Raw genomic sequence first — 15,167 nt, 5'->3', positions numbered from 1 at the left:
AGCGAGGAAATGCAATTTTATTGAATAACGTCTTGATAGTCAGTGCTTGTTTGTGTTATGAGAATGGCCGTGTTTCCACACTTCCATTGGTAATCGCTTGAAACGGCTGTAAAGTCCGGTTCGTGTCGTAATTTGCAGCTTTCATTCGCTTTCAAACACATGTTCTTTTTCATTCTTTTTTTTAGAAGACTGTATTCCCTAATCAATCGAAGATTTATCTGGACTGGTTTACTGTGGCTGATTATTCATGCCGTATTTGCCCAGAATCCGTCGGCAATCTGGTATCGTCAGCCCGCCCGCAACTGGAATGAAGCCCTGCCGGTGGGCAACGGTCGGCTGGGGGCAATGGTTTTTGGCCGCGCCGGTGACGAACTGATTCAGTTGAACGAATCGTCGCTCTGGTCGGGCGGGCCGGTCAATCGCAATCCCAATCCCGGTGTTGCCAAGTATTTACCCGAAATTCGGGAAGCCCTCTTCCGGGAAGATTATGAAGCCGCTGCCAAACTGACGCAGCACATGCAGGGGCTGTATACGGAAGCCTACCAACCGCTCGGCGATCTGTTTCTGAAACAGGATTTTTCGGGACAACCTACGGATTACTACCGCGATCTAAACATAAAAAATGCCACGGCGACCACCCGGTTTCGGGTAAATGGCGTCAACTATACCCGCGAAATCTTCGTCTCCGCGCCCGATCAGGTCGTGGTCGTGCGGCTGACGGCGGATAAAAAAGGAGCCCTGACGGTAACGGCAGCCGCACGCAGTCCGCATCCCGTCACGAAATCAGCACAGGGGCGCGATGAACTGGTTATTCGCGGGAAAGCCCCCGCCCACGCAGATCCGAATTACGTCAACTACAATCCAAAACCGGTTATTTACGGCGATTCTGCAGGCTGCAAAGGCATGCGTTTCGACTGGCGGGTGAAAGTTCGCTCGACGGATGGCACGGTTTCGACCGATACGGCGGGTATTCGCATTCAAAATGCAACGGAAGCGGTTTTGCTGCTGACGGCGGCTACCAGTTTCAACGGTTTTGACAAATGCCCCGATCGGGAAGGGCAGGATGAAAAACAACTGGTGAACGGCTACCTGAAAAAAGCACTCACCAAAACCGTGGATGCGCTCCGGAAGGCTCATGTAGCTGATTACCAACGGTATTTTAACCGCACTAGTTTTACGCTGGAAACCGCATCGGCGGTCAATCTGCCGATGGACGAACGACTGAAGCGGTATGCCGAAGGCGGTGCCGACCCGGAACTGGAAACGCTGTATTTTCAATTCGGGCGGTATTTGCTCATTTCGAGTTCCCGGCCCGGCGGACCACCAGCCAACCTCCAGGGACTCTGGAATCCGATGGTTCGTCCACCCTGGAGCAGCAACTACACCACCAACATCAACGCCGAAATGAATTACTGGCCGGCGGAAATGGTCAACCTGTCGGAACTGCATACGCCCTTGCTGACCTGGATTAGGTACATGGCAAAAACTGGTCGTGAAACCACGAAGACTTTTTACAACGCCCGGGGCTGGACGGTTCACCACAATTCCGACATTTGGGGCGCGTCGAATCCCGTTGGCGACAAGGGCAAGGGCAGTCCGTCGTGGGCCAACTGGGCGGTGGGCGGTGCCTGGCTGAGCCAGCATCTTTACGACCATTACCTGTTTACCGGCGACAAAAAATACCTGCAAACCTACGCCTATCCACTGATGAAGGATGCGGCCCTGTTCTGCCTCGACTGGCTGGTGGAAGATCCGCAGGGACGTCTGGTAACGGCACCGTCTACATCACCCGAAAACGTATTTATCACGGATAAAGGCGTCAAGCAATCCGTTTCCGTGGCCACCACGATGGACATGGGCCTGATCTGGGACGTGTTTTCGAACGTCATTCAGGCTTCGTCACAATTGGGAATTGATGCGGATTTTCGGAAAACATTGTCCGATAAAAAAAGTAAACTGTTTCCGTTGCAGATCGGAAAAAGTGGCAATTTGCAGGAGTGGTACAAAGACTGGCAGGATGAAGACCCGCAGCACCGCCACGTTTCGCACCTGTATGCACTGCATCCGGGTCGCGAAATTTCTCCGCTGACTACGCCCCAGTTTGCCGATGCGGCCCGCAAAACCCTCGAAATCCGGGGCGATGGCGGAACGGGCTGGAGCAAGTCCTGGAAAATCAACTTCTGGGCGCGGCTGCACGACGGCAATCATGCCTACAAACTCCTGCGCGAACTGCTGAAGCTGACGGGCGTCGAAGGAACCGATTACGCCAACGGGGGCGGCACCTATCCCAACCTGTTCTGTGCGCATCCGCCGTTCCAGATCGACGGGAACTTTGGCGGCACATCGGGCATTGGTGAAATGCTGGTGCAGAGCCACGACGGTTTGCTCAACCTGCTGCCCGCCCGGCCCGATGCCTGGGCCACCGGCGAGGTGACAGGAATGAAGGCGCGGGGCGGTTATGAACTCGATATGAGCTGGAAAAACGGCAAACTGACGCGCGTGGCCGTTCGCTCGGCGCTGGGTGGCAACTGTCGGCTGCGGGTGACGAGCGCGCTGAAGAGCGATGGGAAAACCCGGCTTCAAACCGCCAAAGGCACCAATCCGAATGCGTTTTTTCAACAGCCGGAAAACCGTTACCAAACGACCAAACCCGAAACCCCCGCCAATGGTGTTTATCTCTACGATCTGGCGACGGAACCGGGGAAAGAATATGTTTTGCTGGGTGTATAAGACAAAAGAGTAAAGAAGTGAGAATAGAGACCGGAGAAGGGAGATCAGTCGCCCGTTTTCCGTCTCAGATCTCCTGTCTCACCTCTTTACTCTTTTGTCTCACTTCTTTATTCTATTGTCTTATTCCTAACGAGTTACCCTTACTTTTACTACCATGAAAACCCTGAAATGCCTGCTTGTATTGTTGTTGGTAACCGGCAACCTGATGGCCACCGAGCCCGGTAAAAAAGACGAAAAACAGGCCGTTGAGCAAGCCGTTGAGAAGCTGCGGAAAGGCATCATCGACGCCGATCAGGCCACGCTCGAATCCCTCGTCACCGACCAACTGACATATGGACACTCCAATGGATTGCTGGAAGATAAAACCGCTTTTGTCAAAGCCCTGGTGAGCAAAGAGTCTGATTTCGTGACGATTGACCTGACCGATCAGAGCGTTTCCATCGTGGATAACACCGCCTGGGTGCGGCACAAACTGTCGGGAACGACCAACAACAAAGGCGTGGCCGGAACGGTCAAACTCTCGGTTTTGCTCGTTTGGGTCAAGCAGAAAGGCGACTGGAAATTGCTCGCCCGGCAGGCGGTTAAGATTTAAGTTTACGGTATTCGGTATTCGGTTTACGGTTTACGGTGGCTGACGCATGCTTTCTTCTCGCGTCAGCCACCGTAAACCGTAAACCGTAAACCGAATACCGTAAACCGAATCCCTGTAAACCGCCCTTCACTTCTCCGTAAACTTTTGCTTTCTCAGCAACCGGTTGATGGTTTCGGCCAGGCGGTCAATTTTGGTTTCTTCGCTTTTGGCCGAATCGATCCAGTCTACGTACGCTTTTTGCTCGGCTTTGGTGTAGCTTAAAAACGTTTGATGGGCGGCTGGTTCGTCTTCCAGGCACAGCAGCAGGTCTTTTTGCGTATCAACCGGAGCCTGAGCGGAATACAATACCACCTCCACCCAATCGCCCGCTTTCTTTCCGATCTGCTTCCTGATTTCGGCCTTAACCGCCAGAAACAGCTTGCCATTGCCCATCGGCATCAGGCTGTAGTTCTTTATTTCGTAACCGTCGATCGTGCCGTTCACCTTCACCCAGTTGAAATACGCTTTTTTGTCTGGTTTCACTTCGGGTAGTGCGGCATACGTCCAACCCCCTTTCCCCTGAAATTTTTCCAACAGATACGAGCCATTGACCAACGGTTTTTCCATAGCAGTAAGGCGGCCGATTCAACGCCATGGCCCAAAGATAGGCATAAAAAAAGGTGCTGAATAGTCTGCGAAGGCAGGAAAAAACCGCTTTTATCGACCGGTATTCAACGCCAGAAAGGCTTCTTCGGGTGAGGAGAGGAAGAGTTTATAGAGCGTGGCGGTGTTGCCGACATGGATTTCGTAGGTGTCTGTTTCGAGGGCTGTCAGCAGATCCTGGGCTACGACCGTGGGCGAGATGCCGTTGATGCCGCCAATTTCCTGCGAGAAGTCGGTATTGACCAAGGGCGGCATCAGTTCAAAAACCTTGATGGCCGTATCTTTCGCCAGTGTATACCGCATCGCCTGCGTGTAGGCGTGTAAGGCGGCTTTGCTGGCCGAATAGGTAGCCGTGGTGTGACCGGGGACGAAGGCGACAATGGACGAGACATTGACCAGCGCGGCCTCGCTTTGTTTTTTCAGGAGTGGCAATAGCTTTTCCGTCAGACGGATGATGGAAAGGTAGTTCGTCGTCATTTCTTCCCCGGCTTTGTCGCTCGCCTGAATGCCGTCTTCTGACAAAGAATAATAGAATGCCCGGCCGGCGTTGTTGATGACCAGATTCAGGGTTGGGAAGTCTTTGTTCAAGCGTGCCACCAACTGATCGACATCGGCCGGATTGCTGACGTCGGAGACGATGGCCGTGGTGTTGTCCAGTTGCGCTGCGGCCTTTTGCAGCCTTTCGGCGTTCCGGCCGGTGATGATGACCTGATTGCCATTCTGAGCAAATAATTTGGCGATTTCAAAACCGATACCGGCACTGCCACCCGTAATTAAAACCGTGTTGTTCTGCGTTTTCATGTTTGTAAAATAGACTGTGAATTGATTAGATAACTAATATATACCGATCGGTATATTGGTACTCAAAAAAAATTAAGGTGTTGATTTTGTTTCGATGTCGTACACCATTTTCCGGGCGGTTTCCAGCACCGTATCCAGATAAAAAGGGTTCTGCGTCGTCCGGGCAATGAAAATACCGCCCTGAATGAGGGCAACCAGCGCAACGGCCACCTTTTCGGCATCCGTATCTGCCTGAAACTCGTTTGCCTGAATGCCCATCCGAACGATGGAAGACAGTTCGGTCTGGGTTTCGATCAGTTCTTCCGCTACGCGTTGCCGCAGGGGTTCGTGCGTATCATCGGCTTCAACGCCCGCATTGAGCAGGGGGCAACCGCCTTCCGGGAAATGCTGAATTTCGTCCCGACTGAACAGATCGATAAAGGCCAGCAGCTTTTCTTTTGGACGAACAGCCCGGCTGAGCCTGGCCCGAACCAGTTTGTTCCGGCGGGCGGCATTGAAATTGAAAACCGCCAGGGCAACATCTTCTTTGTTCTCGAAATTTCCGTAAATGCTGCCCTTCGTCAGCCGCGTGGCCTCCGTCAGATCCGATAGCGATGTGCCCGCATAGCCCTTCTTGTTGAAAATGCCGGCGGCAGTTTCAATGATGAATTGGCGGGTGGCTTCTGATCGCGGTGTAAACTTCATGCTGCAAATATACCGATCGGTATATGAACTGCAAACTATTTCTGGATTTTTTTTCAGGAACCGCTCATCCAGTCCGGTGAGCGGTTCCTGATTCCAGGACGGGTAGGAGATCAGGCCGTAATTGATACGGAGCAACCAGCTATTTAAACCCAAACAGGATCGGAAACAGAAAGGTCACAAGGATGGTCCACAGGGCGTAAACGGGGAGGTAGAAGGCCGTGGCTTTTCCAACGCCGGCTATCGTTGTCTTCTTGGAAAGAACCCTGAAAAGTTGTACCGTTACGAGCAGAAGATGGATTAGAATTAAAACATTGCTGCCCAGCACGGCGGTCCGGTTAGGCGTGATGCCCCATTCTGAAATCCGGAACAGAATGGCCGACAGCGCAATGCCATTTACCACGATCGTGATAGCCGATAGCAGAAAAAGAACCCAGATTTCCAACTGGCTTTTTGTGGTTTTCGATGTTTCTGCGACGGAAAAAAAGATGATGGCCATAACGCCAACCAATAATGCATTGAAAAGCAGTAAAAACTCCCGGTCGTTGTAGGGATCTTTGCCGGAATAAACGATGGCTATGAGATAAATAACCAGCATGACAACGACCAGCGGACTGAATATTTTAGCGATCACCGGTGAAACTTTACCGACTAATTGCGGATTGGTCTGGGTGAGATACGTGCCTATGATGGGAGCCGCAGAAAGCCCGAAAATGCCGAAGTAATCGAAATAAAGCTTTTCAATCTCAAAACCGATCAATTTGAAAAGGCCGATGGTTAAACCGGTCATGATGCCGCCGGCGATCAGGATAAGGGTAGTCATGACGACCAGATCACCGTTGTATCTTAGATAGTTAAGTCGTTTCTCGTCAGCATTGCCCGTCTCACCAACAAAAGCAAAACCGAGTATCGACCACAGAAATAAGACAACGTGAATGCACGCTAAATCCAGGGTGTCGCTTCTTTTAACGTCAGGTAAAAAATTGATAAAAAGTACAGATACGAGGATTGAGATCGCTATAAAAATAAGCTTACCCACCGATAATTTATTCTTCCAGGCAAAGTAAGCCGCCAGGACCGGGAAAATGATAAAACCGATGTTTCGGGTGTAAAAATATTCTTCATCGATGGATAAAAGTACCGGTAACTTGGCGATACCACCGGCCACAAGAGAAGCAATAAGGATAAAGATCAGGTCTTTCTGCGACCCCCAGGAAATGTCTTCACCCGCGAAATTGATTCGTTCGTTCCAGAATGTAAGCAGGGCATTGTCTTTTAGTTCGGGATAGAGCGCTTTGAATGCGCGCTTAAACGTTGGTTTGTCGGCTCTATACAAACGCTCAAGCTGTCCGGGGTTGTTGAGATTTGATAGAATTTCATCTTTCATGACGCAGTAATTTAAAGTGAATACGATTTGTTTCTTTGCTTGTAAAAAGGGTTGACCTGGCGTTTCCGGAGAATGCTCAATGGATGAGTGCATTTCAGCAGTATTCTGGATAGTCTCCTGTTTTTGTATTTATTAAAAGTACTTTGTGATTCAAAGTTAAAAACAAATTCATAAGATACAAGAGCAGTTCCAAAAATATTTGCGGTTTTTATACCGGGCGTTCTGAAACAACCGAAGCAATCACTATTTACGCCAAAAGCCACTCCGGGGAGTGGCTTTTGGCGTAATTGTATTTTCAATTCCGGATTTATTTCTTCGGATTAGTCGACGAGGCACCACCGAGCGAAGCCGGGGTCGAGGTACCTTCCGCAACGGCCGGATTGCCTTCCTTGTCGAGTTCAACAATTTCGTAGCCCAGCCGCTGCAAACCCGGTTTGACGGCCGATTTGTCGCCCACGACCGTGATGATCAGGTTGTTGACGGGCAGGCGTTTTTTGGCGATGGCGTCGATGTCTTTCTTCGTCATTTTTTGCAAAATCTGGCTCTGCTGCTCCACGAAGTTGCCCGGCAGATCGTAGTCGATGATCTGGTTCAGGAAAAGCGCCTTCTGGAACGAGGTCTCGTACCGCAGGGCGTCCCGCTGGCCGACCGAACTTTTCAGGAAGGCCAGTTCGTCTTCCGTAATCCCGGTTTTGCCGTAGTTCGTCAGTTCCTTGACAAATTCGACCACCGAGCTGTCCGTAGCGGCTGCTTTCACCCCGGCCTGAGCCGTGAAAGGACCAGGCGTTTTGGTGCTGCCGAACGACGAACGTGCGCCGTACGTCCAGCCTTTGTCTTCACGCAGGTTCATGTTGATCCGGCTGTTGAACGCACCGCCGAGGATGTAGTTGGCCAGCCCGGCTTTGTAATATTCGCCCGTGGCATCGTACGGTAAATCCGTCAAATACCCGATCCGAATTTCTGATTGAGCGGCTTTGTCTTTGTCAATCAGGTAGATACGGGTTTTGTCGATTTTTTTGGCAACGGGTGCTTTGGGCAAGGAGACCGGTTTGGCGGCCCACTTTTTCAGGAAGTCGAGCTTCGGCAGAATGGCGGTTTTTTCGACGTCGCCCACAATGACGAGGTTTGTGACGGAGGGCGAGAAATTCTGCTGGTAGAACGCTTTCACGTCGTCCAGCGAAATATTTTCAACGGTTTTGATCGTCCCACTGGTCGGAATCGCCCGGATGTTATCCGCGCCGTAGAGTAGTCGGCTATAGGCTTTGTTGGCAATCACCACCGGCTGCGTGCTCTGATTCGAGATCAGTTCGAGCTGTTGTTTTTTCAGCCGGACAAAGTCTTCCGTGGCAAACTTGGGGCGGAACATTTTTTCTTCCACCAGCGCCAGCGTCGCGTCCAGGTTTTTAGTCAGCGACGAAACCGACACCTGAATTTCTTCCGTGCTGGCGTAAATCTGGATGCTGCTGCCCAGTTTTTCGAGCTTCGCGTTGATTTCCTCGTTGCTGAAATTCTGCGTTGCTTCGTTCATCAATGCCGCCGTAAGCTGGGCAATTCCGGCTTTGGAAGGGTCTTTGGCCGACAGCGTGTGGCCGCCCTTAACCGAAAACAACAGGGTTACCGTCGGGATTTCATCGTTTTTAGTCCCGATCATTTTCAAACCGTTCGGCAGCTTGTCGGACCAGAACGGCGGAACTTTCAGGGTTGGGCTGGCACCGGGAGCCGGTTTTTTGCTCCGGTCGAAGGAATCCTTCGCTTTGGCGTATTTCAGGCCATCGTAGCCGTAATCCGGGGCCTTGTAGCCTTCCGTCGCAATCGTGTAGTTGTCGGGATGCGCCACAATTTCCTTTTTATCTTTGGGATAAACCGTCAGAATAACGGCTTTTTTGCCCTTGATATACTGGTTGTAAACCCGCATGATATCGGCTTTCGTGAGGGCCTGATACCGTTTCAGTTCGGTCGGCAGGTAATTTGGTGATCCGGTAAAGGTCTGGAAAGAAGCCAGTTGCGAAACTTTGCCGGAAACACTGGACAGATAATCAATAATTTCGGCTTCGCGGGTGGCTTTAAACTGAGCAAGGTCGTCGTCGGTCACCCCACGGGCTTCGAATTCGGCCAGCGAGTTCCGGACGATCGTTTCCGCGCTGTCCAGCCGGACGTTCGGGAAAGGCAGCACCGTAAACGTAAACTCCCCGGCTAACTCATTGGCCGGGTGGCCAACGTTGGCCTGAACCGCTTTTTCGGTTTTGACCAGGTTTTTGTAGAACAGCGAACTTTTGCCACCGCCCAGAATCTGGGCCAGCGCGTCCAGGGGTGCTTCGTCCGGGTGGAAACGCGCCACGGTCGGGTACGTAATCCGCAGCATCGGAAACCGGATGTTGTCTTCGTACGACACGTAGCGGTCTTTGTCGACCACCACCGGCGGAACAATGGTTTTGGTCACTTCCGGGCCTTTGGGAATGCTGCCGAAATATTTCTCGGTCAGTTGCACCACCTGTTTGGGGTCCACGTCGCCACCGATGGTCAAAACCGCATTGTTGGGGCCATACCAGCGCAGGAAGAAGTTTTTCAGGTCATTGACATTCACCCGGTTCAGGTCTTCGATGTAGCCGATGGTGAGCCAGGAATACGGGTGGCCGTAGGGGTAGAGGTTCTTGGCGGTATACTCGTAAGACAAACCGTATGGGCGGTTGTCGTAATTCTGACCGCGTTCGTTCTTCACGGTCGCCCGTTGAATTTCAAATTTTTTCTGGGTCACGGCATCCAGCAAAAAGCCCATCCGGTCGGCTTCGAGCCAGAGCGCGCGCTCCAGTTGGTTGCTGGGTACGGTTTCGAAATAGTTGGTGCGGTCGCCGTTGGTGGTCCCGTTCAGGGTGCCGCCGGCTTCGGTCACGAGTTTGAAATGCTCATCATCGGCCACGTGATCGGAGCCCTGAAACATCATGTGCTCGAAAAAGTGGGCAAACCCCGACTTTCCGATCTCTTCCCGCGCCGATCCGACGTGGTAGGTGACATCGACGTGGACAATCGGATCGGAATGGTCTTCGTGAATGACCAGCGTCAACCCGTTGGGCAGCACATACTTCTGGTACGGAATAATCAGTTCGCCCTCTTTGCGGGTGACGGTTTCCACGAGTTTCGTCTGTGACCAGGCCAGGTGGGTCAGCATCAGGCCAAGAAGCCCGATGCCATAGCGTAATTTTCTCATTTGTATAGGCTGATGAAATCTATACAAATTAACTGGAATAAGCGCAGGATTGAAAGCGGTTTGCTTATTTGAGCGTACTCATTCCACCATCGACGCCCAGAATCTGGCCCGTGACCCAGCCGGATTCCTCCGACAGCAGAAACGTGACCATCCCGGCGATGTCGGCGGAGGTGCCGATGCGACCCAGCGGATGCCGTTTGCCAGCCGCTTCGAGCCGGTTGGGCGAGACCAGCCCGGCGGCTTGTGCCAGGGGCGTGTCGGTGAGGGAGGGCGCCACGGTGTTGAACCGGATGTTGTGGGGAGCATATTCGGCCGCCAGGGATTTTGTCAAGCCTTCAACCGCCGACTTCGACACGCTGACCGACGAATGCAATCCGAAGCCGAGTTGGGCCGCTACCGTGCTGAACAACACCACACTGGCCGACTTGGACTGGAGGAGGGCGGGCATGACGGTTTTCAGGATGGCGATGGCCCCCAGCACGTTCAGCGTGAAATCTTCCTGAAAGTGATCGAGGGTTAACCGGCCAAACGGAGCCAGCCGAATGGAGCCGGGCGCATACACCAGCCCGTGTAACGTATCGGGCAAGCCGCTCAGGTCGGACTCTCCGGGTTGGGTGGCGTCCCACGTCAGGTGGGTAGATTGAATGCCTTCGGGTTGTCGCCGACCGGCCGTAAAAACCGTGGCCCCTGCCGCCTGAACCCGTTGGGCGGTTGCCTGACCGATGCCGGACGATGCGCCGACAATCAGGATATTTTTTCCTTCGAATTTGTTCATGAGGGGCCAACACGCTGTTGAGTGTTGTGGTTAGAAAAAAGTTGAAAGAAAGGGGAGGGGAAGTACCTGAAGTCGTAAAAACAAAATAAGCCCATTAGAAATCTAACAGGCTTATCCTACTAACCTATGATGAAATAGTATTCTACGGTGCAAAAGTATTGAGTTAGAATGAGCTAACTATACCGTGGTCTCCTGCTTTGTCCGGTCTTCTAAAAAAATAGTTCAGGGGCTGTATCGTTAGACCGGGCCAACTTTTCGCTTTATGAATTCAGGAGAGCGCAGGAAGGTCTTTCTCCGGAAACTACACAGATTTGTTGAAAAATCACTATACATGGCCGTCATTTGGGGAGTAGTCTTGCACGCGCTCGGAGGGTTTGCTTCCGGCAGTTTCTATCTACCGTATAAAAAAGTACAGGGCTGGGCCTGGGAAAGTTACTGGCTCGTGGGCGGTATTTTCTCCTGGGTATTTGCCCCGCTGATTTTCGGTCTGCTCACCGTGCCGAATCTGTTTGACGTACTGGCCGCAGCCCCAACCGAAACCGTGTGGTGGTCGTATTTCTGGGGTGTACTCTGGGGCTTCGGCGGATTGACGTTCGGCCTGACGATGCGGTATTTGGGATTATCACTGGGCATGGCCGTCGTACTGGGACTCTGTGCGGTTTTCGGAACCGTCGTTCCGCCCATCTGGCAGGGGCAATTCGGCACGCTGATGAGTACATTGTCCGGTCAGGTCATCATTCTGGGCTTAGCGGTCTGCGTGCTGGGCATTTCAATTTGCGGTATTGCCGGTATGATGAAGGAAAAGTCGATGACAGATGATCAGAAAAAAGAAACCATCGCCGAATTTGATCTCAAAAAGGGCGTTCTCGTGGCGGTTTTCTCGGGCATCATGAGTGCCTGTTTTTCGTTCGGACTAACGGCTGGCCAACCCATTGCCGAACTGGCGGTGCAGAACGGTGCCGACCCGCTGTACATGAACAATGCGCCCCTCGTATTCATCCTGCTGGGCGGTTTGACCACCAACGCCATCTGGTGTATCTACCTCAATATCAAGAATAAAACGTATACCGATTACGGCAATGTAACGGCCCCCGCCGTGCGGAATATCATTTTTTGCGCCATGGCCGGGGTAACCTGGTACCTGCAATTCTTCTTCTACGGCATGGGTGACAGCAAAATGGGCGAGTACCGGTTTTCGGGCTGGACCCTGCACATGGCGTTCATCATCGCCTTCAGCAGTTTCTGGGGGCTGTATCTGCACGAGTGGCGCGGGGCCAACCGGCAGACCATGCGCACCATTACCCTCGGGATTGCCACCGTGGTGTTTTCGACGGTTGTAGTCGGTATTGGGAATTATCTGGCGGAATAAAAACCGGATGAAGCCTCGAATTATACCGGTTCTCCTGCTGATTCTGTGTTTAGTCAGGACGCACGCCAGCGTTGGTCAACCGGGCCAGCGAAAAGCGTTGTTTGTCATTGTCGACGGCATTTCGGCGGATGTGATCGAAAAGATTGCCAAACCGAATCTGGACGCCATCGCCCGGGAAGGCGGGTATGTTCGGGCGTACGTCGGCGGACAGAAGGGAACGTATTCGCAGACGCCGACGATCTCGGCGGTGGGCTACAACAGCCTGCTGACGGGCACGTGGGTCAACAAGCACAACGTCTGGGACAACGACATCAAGGACCCGAATTATCAGTATTGGACCATCTTCCGGTTTTTCGAGTCGCAGTATCCCCAGAAAAAAACCGCCGTTTTCTCAACCTGGCTCGACAACCGCACCAAGCTGGTGGGCGAAGGGCTTCCGGCCACGGGCCACCTGCGTCTCGACTATTCATTCGACGGTTTTGAGCTGGACACGCTCCATTTTCCGCACGACAAAGACAAACTGTACATTCACCAGATTGACGAAAAAGTGGTGAACGAAGCCGCTGCCTACATCCGCCAGGAAAGCCCGGATCTGTCGTGGGTATACCTGGAATACACCGACGACATGGGTCATCGGTATGGCGATGGTGAGCGGTTCCATGAGGCCATCCGGATGATGGACGATCAGATGGGGCGGTTGTGGAAAGCCGTTCAATACCGGCAGAAAACATTCGGCGAAGACTGGCAGGTGTTCATTACGACCGACCATGGCCGGAGTGCGGATACCGGCAAAAACCACGGCGGGCAGTCGGAGCGGGAGCGGAGCACGTGGATGGTGACGAACGCCAAAAACCTGAATCCGTATTTCCGAAATTCAACCCCCGGTATTGTCGACATCATACCGACGCTGGCCCGGCACCTGCAGGTTTCCATTCCGAAAGAGCAAGCCTTTGAGATTGATGGTATTCCGCTCACCGGCCAACTGTCGCTGACCCAGCCGACGGCGAAAAAAGAAGCCGGGAAAATCGCCCTGAGCTGGAAAGCCGCCGATCCGGAAGGCAACGTGAAAATCTGGCTTACGACCACCAACCACTTCGAAGAAGGCCAGCGCGACCGGTATTTGCTGATGGACGAACTCCCTGCCAAAACCGAAAAAGCCGTGATCGACGTGTCGAAACTGCCCACCGGTTTTTACAAGATTGTGCTGGAAGGGCGGTATAACAATGCCGTTCGCTGGATTGTGGAGTAAGTAATTTTAAGAAAAAGAAATAAACCTGCCTATTCTCTCACTGACGCTGTTTAGGGTTAAAAATCCGGTCCCTTTCTGAAAGTATACCCAACATTGTCGCAACCGGCGGGTTTACTTTTTAGAGTTCTTGTTAACCTGACCGGATTCGAAGCGGTTCTGCTTATCTACCACCGCTTCCGGTTTTTAATCCTATTCACGCGATGACGTCCCTAGATTTTAACAAAGAAGCCCTGCTTGAACTGGCGGATCACGCTCTCGAGCATTCGATTTCCATTTTTATTCCGACCCACCGCCGGGGTAAAGAGGTGTTGGAAGGCCAGGACAGTATTGCGTTCAAAAATCACGTTCAGGCCATTCGGCATGAGCTTGAAGCGCAGGCGCTCCCAAGCCACGAGATTGATGCGTTGATGCTACCGCTGGATGCGCTCCTGGATGATCCGCAATTCTGGCGGCACCGTTCCGAAGGCCTGGCGGTTTTCCGCAGCTCCGACCACTTTTTTACGTTTGACAGTCCGGTACCCCTGGACGATTTCCATAAAATAGGTCCGCAGTTTTGGGTACGACCCCTGCTGTCGTACGTGCAGCCTTCCCGGCAATATTTCCTGCTGCAAATTGGCAAAAACGGCGTGGTGCTCTATCAGGCCGATCAATTTGCGATAACCGTCGTTGAAACCGGGGATGTGATGCCGACCGGTATGGAAGAGGTAACGAAACACTACGATTTTGAGCAGGAATTGCAGGGCCGCACGAAAGGGGTAGGCGGTATGACGGCGATGTATGCGAGTGACGATAACGACAACAAAGACAAAGACCACCTGCTGGCCGATTATTTCCGGCTCGTCGACGAGGCCATGATGAAGCTCAACGGCACCCAGACGATCCCGTTGCTGCTGGCATCGGTTGCCTATTACCAACCCATCTACCGGCAGGTCAATTCGTATCCGTATTTGCACGCTGGCGGGCTGACGGGCAATTTTGATCACGTTCAGATCGGAGAACTGCATCAAATGGCCAATGAAGCGCTTGGTAATTATTTTGAGGAGTCCCGGCAGCAGCGGATCAAGCAATACCAGAATAACAGCGGGAGCGAGCTGGTTTCGCGCGATCTCCGCCAGATTCTGGAAGCCGCTGTAACGGGGAGAATCGAAGCCCTGTTTGTTCGGCACGATGCCCGGGCATGGGGACATTTTGACGAAGAAACCCTGACGGCAACCATCCACGAAGACGAAAAGGAAGGGGATGCTTCATTGATCGATCAGGCCGCTTTGTTGACGCTGCGCCACGGTGGCGAAGTTTATCTAATGGATGAGGTCAAATTGCTCAACAACCGCAGCCCGGTGATGATCACGGCCCTTTACCGGTTTTAATTCAGTACAAAACGTTAACCAACCCTCGAAACATCATGGAATATTCTGTTGATAGTATTAAAATCGATTTGCAAACCGTCGGCTTCGACGAAACACCCGAACTCGTAAATCAGGTGGAAGGCGAACTTCGCCGGGTGATGCGTTTCCGGAATGACATCGTTGCCGCCGATATTTACCTGCGCGAAGAAGGCCGCAATCCCGAAAACAACAAAACGGTGCGCTGGCGGCTGGGCATTCCGGGCAACGACCTGTTTGCCGAAGGAACCGGCTCTAGCTGGGCCGCCGGTCTGCGGGACGCCAGTGACAAACTCCGCCGTCAGTTTGTGGACTGAACCACCGACATAAACGTCAATTGAATAAAGTCCGGGT

12 protein-coding genes are annotated in these 15,167 nt (G+C 52.6%); 6 read left to right on the top strand and 6 right to left on the bottom strand.

The window, feature by feature from the left end; all coding sequences use genetic code 11:
• The first annotated feature begins 159 nt into the window (after nt 1–159).
• Nucleotides 160–2,730 carry a glycoside hydrolase family 95 protein gene (locus ACS5NO_RS22065; protein WP_439417144.1) on the top strand — a complete coding sequence of 857 codons (2,571 nt, stop codon included), beginning with the start codon at nt 160–162 and terminating at the stop codon, nt 2,728–2,730.
• 154 nt (nt 2,731–2,884) lie between these two features.
• On the top strand, nt 2,885–3,322 hold the full coding sequence (locus ACS5NO_RS22060) for a nuclear transport factor 2 family protein (RefSeq protein ID WP_114407392.1): 438 nt from the start codon (nt 2,885–2,887) through the stop codon (nt 3,320–3,322).
• A 126-nt stretch (nt 3,323–3,448) separates the two neighbouring features.
• On the opposite strand, the gene ACS5NO_RS22055 is transcribed toward ACS5NO_RS22060, so the two are convergent.
• The 6 genes from ACS5NO_RS22055 to ACS5NO_RS22030 form a co-directional block, all read right to left on the bottom strand.
• On the bottom strand, nt 3,449–3,928 hold the full coding sequence (locus tag ACS5NO_RS22055; RefSeq protein ID WP_439417143.1) for a YdeI/OmpD-associated family protein: 480 nt from the start codon (nt 3,926–3,928) through the stop codon (nt 3,449–3,451).
• A gap of 90 nt (nt 3,929–4,018) precedes the next feature.
• Nucleotides 4,019–4,765, bottom strand: a complete 747-nt coding sequence (locus ACS5NO_RS22050; protein ID WP_439417142.1) for an SDR family oxidoreductase — start codon at nt 4,763–4,765, stop codon at nt 4,019–4,021.
• 72 nt (nt 4,766–4,837) lie between these two features.
• Entirely contained in the window at nt 4,838–5,449 is a 612-nt protein-coding gene (locus tag ACS5NO_RS22045) for a TetR/AcrR family transcriptional regulator (RefSeq protein ID WP_439417141.1), read from the bottom strand.
• A 139-nt stretch (nt 5,450–5,588) separates the two neighbouring features.
• Nucleotides 5,589–6,833 (bottom strand): hypothetical protein, encoded by a 1,245-nt coding sequence (locus ACS5NO_RS22040; RefSeq protein WP_439417140.1) that lies wholly within the window; start codon nt 6,831–6,833, stop codon nt 5,589–5,591.
• Nucleotides 6,834–7,140: 307 nt separating this feature from the next.
• Complete coding sequence (locus ACS5NO_RS22035; protein WP_439417139.1) at nt 7,141–10,038, bottom strand: M16 family metallopeptidase; 2,898 nt, start codon at nt 10,036–10,038, stop codon at nt 7,141–7,143.
• Between the two features lie 64 nt (nt 10,039–10,102).
• Nucleotides 10,103–10,813 (bottom strand): SDR family NAD(P)-dependent oxidoreductase, encoded by a 711-nt coding sequence (locus ACS5NO_RS22030; RefSeq protein ID WP_439417138.1) that lies wholly within the window; start codon nt 10,811–10,813, stop codon nt 10,103–10,105.
• Nucleotides 10,814–11,144: 331 nt separating this feature from the next.
• Between ACS5NO_RS22030 and rhaT the strand changes: the two genes are divergently transcribed.
• The 4 genes from rhaT (at nt 11,145) to ACS5NO_RS22010 (ending at nt 15,130) form a co-directional block, all read left to right on the top strand.
• A complete protein-coding gene (gene rhaT, locus ACS5NO_RS22025; protein ID WP_439417137.1) occupies nt 11,145–12,182 on the top strand; it encodes an L-rhamnose/proton symporter RhaT in 1,038 nt (345 codons plus the stop codon).
• A gap of 7 nt (nt 12,183–12,189) precedes the next feature.
• Nucleotides 12,190–13,431 carry an alkaline phosphatase family protein gene (locus ACS5NO_RS22020; protein WP_439417136.1) on the top strand — a complete coding sequence of 414 codons (1,242 nt, stop codon included), beginning with the start codon at nt 12,190–12,192 and terminating at the stop codon, nt 13,429–13,431.
• A gap of 200 nt (nt 13,432–13,631) precedes the next feature.
• Nucleotides 13,632–14,798 carry a baeRF7 domain-containing protein gene (locus tag ACS5NO_RS22015; protein ID WP_439417135.1) on the top strand — a complete coding sequence of 389 codons (1,167 nt, stop codon included), beginning with the start codon at nt 13,632–13,634 and terminating at the stop codon, nt 14,796–14,798.
• Nucleotides 14,799–14,833: 35 nt separating this feature from the next.
• The gene (locus ACS5NO_RS22010) at nt 14,834–15,130 is read left to right on the top strand and encodes an HPF/RaiA family ribosome-associated protein (RefSeq protein ID WP_439417134.1); all 297 of its coding nucleotides are present in this window, start codon (nt 14,834–14,836) and stop codon (nt 15,128–15,130) included.
• Nucleotides 15,131–15,167 lie beyond the last annotated feature (37 nt).

Origin of the sequence: Larkinella fluvii (assembly GCF_051857545.1) — a bacterium.
Taxonomy (GTDB): Bacteria; Bacteroidota; Bacteroidia; order Cytophagales; family Spirosomataceae; genus Larkinella.
This window is presented reverse-complemented; position numbering and strand designations above follow the sequence as displayed.

Excerpts from the sequence above, each read along its gene's own strand:
- ACS5NO_RS22065 (WP_439417144.1), top strand. The coding sequence starts at position 160 with ATGTTCTTTTTCATTCTTTTTTTTAGAAGACTGTATTCCCTAATCAAT.
- rhaT (WP_439417137.1), top strand. The coding sequence starts at position 11,145 with ATGGCCGTCATTTGGGGAGTAGTCTTGCACGCGCTCGGAGGGTTTGCT.
- ACS5NO_RS22055 (WP_439417143.1), bottom strand. The coding sequence starts at position 3,928 with ATGGAAAAACCGTTGGTCAATGGCTCGTATCTGTTGGAAAAATTTCAG.
- ACS5NO_RS22060 (WP_114407392.1), top strand. The coding sequence starts at position 2,885 with ATGAAAACCCTGAAATGCCTGCTTGTATTGTTGTTGGTAACCGGCAAC.
- ACS5NO_RS22030 (WP_439417138.1), bottom strand. The coding sequence starts at position 10,813 with ATGAACAAATTCGAAGGAAAAAATATCCTGATTGTCGGCGCATCGTCC.
- ACS5NO_RS22015 (WP_439417135.1), top strand. The coding sequence starts at position 13,632 with ATGACGTCCCTAGATTTTAACAAAGAAGCCCTGCTTGAACTGGCGGAT.
- ACS5NO_RS22035 (WP_439417139.1), bottom strand. The coding sequence starts at position 10,038 with ATGAGAAAATTACGCTATGGCATCGGGCTTCTTGGCCTGATGCTGACC.
- ACS5NO_RS22010 (WP_439417134.1), top strand. The coding sequence starts at position 14,834 with ATGGAATATTCTGTTGATAGTATTAAAATCGATTTGCAAACCGTCGGC.
- ACS5NO_RS22040 (WP_439417140.1), bottom strand. The coding sequence starts at position 6,833 with ATGAAAGATGAAATTCTATCAAATCTCAACAACCCCGGACAGCTTGAG.
- ACS5NO_RS22045 (WP_439417141.1), bottom strand. The coding sequence starts at position 5,449 with ATGAAGTTTACACCGCGATCAGAAGCCACCCGCCAATTCATCATTGAA.
- ACS5NO_RS22020 (WP_439417136.1), top strand. The coding sequence starts at position 12,190 with ATGAAGCCTCGAATTATACCGGTTCTCCTGCTGATTCTGTGTTTAGTC.
- ACS5NO_RS22050 (WP_439417142.1), bottom strand. The coding sequence starts at position 4,765 with ATGAAAACGCAGAACAACACGGTTTTAATTACGGGTGGCAGTGCCGGT.